This is a genomic window from Rhizobacter sp. P2_H2 (genome assembly GCF_056403375.1).
Map to the genome: position 1 here is coordinate 1 of NZ_JBFUFP010000810.1, position 2,522 is coordinate 2,522.

Annotated in this window: 2 protein-coding genes; both read left to right on the forward strand. The window is 67.0% G+C overall.

Annotated elements, in window-relative coordinates; genetic code table 11:
• Positions 1-105: 105 nt before the first annotated feature.
• Positions 106-1,386 carry a nucleotide sugar dehydrogenase gene (locus AC1D15_RS26665; protein WP_477828371.1) on the forward strand — a complete coding sequence of 427 codons (1,281 nt, stop codon included), beginning with the start codon at positions 106-108 and terminating at the stop codon, positions 1,384-1,386.
• Positions 1,386-2,432 carry an SDR family oxidoreductase gene (locus tag AC1D15_RS26670; RefSeq protein WP_477828372.1) on the forward strand — a complete coding sequence of 349 codons (1,047 nt, stop codon included), beginning with the start codon at positions 1,386-1,388 and terminating at the stop codon, positions 2,430-2,432. The genes AC1D15_RS26665 and AC1D15_RS26670 overlap by 1 nt, the downstream gene beginning before the upstream one ends.
• Positions 2,433-2,522: the final 90 nt, after the last annotated feature.

The following is a 2,522-nucleotide window of genomic DNA, read 5'->3' on the forward strand; positions in this document are numbered from 1 at the left end:
ACTACCATCTGTCTTTCGTCCGGCGATGCGCTCTCTTCCGTGGCAACGCTGGGCTTTTTCAATATGCCGCGCGAGATTCGCGGCCCACTTTCAAACCATAGATTCATGACCACCGTTGCTATCGTCGGCCTGGGGTATGTCGGATTGCCGCTTGCAGTTGAATTCGGCAAGAAATACAAGACCATCGGGTTTGATTTGTCGGCGCCGAAAATCGCCGCCTACCGAGAACACATCGACCCGACCGGCGAAGTCAGCACCGAGGCGCTGAAGGCCGCGAGTCAGCTGCACCCGACCACYGACGCCAGCGCGCTGAAAGAGGCCGATTTCATCGTCGTCGCGGTGCCGACGCCGGTGGACGACGCCCACAACCCCGACCTGTCGCCGCTGGTCGGCTCCAGCACCTCGGTCGGCCGCAACCTGAAGCGCGGCGCGACCATCGTCTTCGAATCCACCGTGTACCCCGGCGCGACCGAAGAGGTCTGCATCCCGATCATCGAGCGTGAGTCCGGCCTCAAGTGGAAGCAGGACTTCTTCGTCGGCTATTCGCCGGAGCGCATCAACCCGGGCGACAAGCAGCACACGCTGACGACCATCACCAAGGTGGTGTCGGGCGACACGCCCGAGACGCTGAAGCTGGTGGCCGAGATGTACGGCAGCATCATCACCCCCGGCGTCTACAAGGCGACGAGCATCAAGGTGGCCGAGGCCGCGAAGGTGATCGAGAACACCCAGCGCGACCTCAACATCGCGCTCGTCAACGAGCTGTCGCTGATCTTCCACCGCATCGGCATCGACACGCTCGAGGWGCTCGAGGCCGCCGGCACCAAGTGGAACTTCCTGCCGTTTCGCCCGGGCCTGGTCGGCGGGCATTGCATCGGCGTCGACCCGTACTACCTGACCCACAAGGCCGAGCGCCTGGGCTACCACCCGCAGGTCATCCTGGCCGGGCGCCGCATCAACGACGGCATGGCCAAGTACGTGGCCGAGCAGACGATCAAGAACATGATCCAGGCCGGCTTCCAGGTGAAGGGCGCCAACGTCATCGTGCTGGGCCTGACCTTCAAGGAAGACTGCCCGGACCTGCGCAACTCGAAGGTGATCGACGTGGTGCGCGAGCTCGAGAGCTACGGCGTGACGGTGCATGTGCACGACCCGGTGGCCGCGGCCGACGAGGCGAAGCACGAGTACGGCGTCGACCTGGTCGGCTGGGACGCGCTGCCGCAGGCGCAGGCCGTGGTCGCCGCCGTCGCGCACAAGGCGCTGAAGGCGCGTCCGATCGACGACTACGTCGCGAAGCTGGTGCCGAACGGGCTGTATGTCGACGTGAAGAGCCAGGCCGATGCGAAGGCCTTGCAGGCGCGCGGCCTCAACGTGTGGCGACTCTGATGACCCCCAACGAATTCCTCGACCCGGTGCTCGCGCAGCTGCGCGCCGCGCCGCGCCGCTGGCTCGTCACCGGCAGTGCCGGCTTCATCGGCTCGCACCTGCTGGAGAACCTGCTGCGTGCCGGCCAGCAGGTCACGAGCCTCGACAACTTCTCGACCGGCCACCAGGCCAACCTCGACGAGGTGCGCCGCGCCGTCGGCGACGAGGCCTGGTCGCGCCACACCTTCATCCGCGGCGACATCGCCGACCTGGCGAGCTGCACGCAGGCCTGCGACGGCGCCGAGATCGTGCTGCACCAGGCGGCGCTCGGCTCGGTGCCGCGCTCGATCAAGGACCCGCTGACCACGCACCGCTCGAACGCGACCGGCTTCCTGACGATGCTCGAGGCGGCACGCAGCGCCGGCGTGAAGCGCTTCGTCTATGCCGCGTCGAGCTCGACGTATGGCGATTCGCCGACGCTGCCGAAGGTCGAGGACACGATCGGCCGGCCGCTGTCGCCGTATGCCGTCACCAAGTACCTGAACGAGCTGTATGCCGAGGTGTTCGGCCGCTGCTACGGGCTGTCGACGATCGGGCTGCGCTACTTCAACGTGTTCGGCCCGCGCCAGGACCCGAACGGTGCGTATGCCGCGGTGATCCCGCGCTGGGCGGCGCAGATGCTCGAAGGCTCGCGCTGCGTGATCAACGGCGACGGCGAGACCTCGCGCGACTTCTGCTTCGTCACGAACGCGGTGCAGGCCAACCTGCGCGCCGGCCTCTGCGAAGACCCCGAGGCGTCGAACCAGGTGTTCAACGTGGCGGTCGGTGACCGCACCACGCTGAACCAGTTGCACGGCGCGCTGGCCGAGGCGCTGCAGCGCGAATGCCCGCAGCTGCGCGTCGAGGCGCCGCAGTACGCGAGCTTCCGCGCCGGTGACGTGCGCCATTCGCTGGCCGACGTGTCGAAGGCGCGCCGGCTGCTCGGCTACGAACCCAGCCACGACGTGCGCGCCGGGCTGCACGAGGCGATCGGCTGGTACGTGCAGCGCGCCCGCCAGACCGTCTGATTTCCGCGAGGCTGCGCGACACGCGGTGCGCAGCAGAGCTTTCTTTTGATTGAACCGCAGCAGGACACAGCCATGCACACCGAGAAGATC

Coding starts and splice junctions, on each gene's coding strand:
- AC1D15_RS26670 (WP_477828372.1), top strand. CDS start 1,386: ATGACCCCCAACGAATTCCTCGACCCGGTGCTCGCGCAGCTGCGCGCC.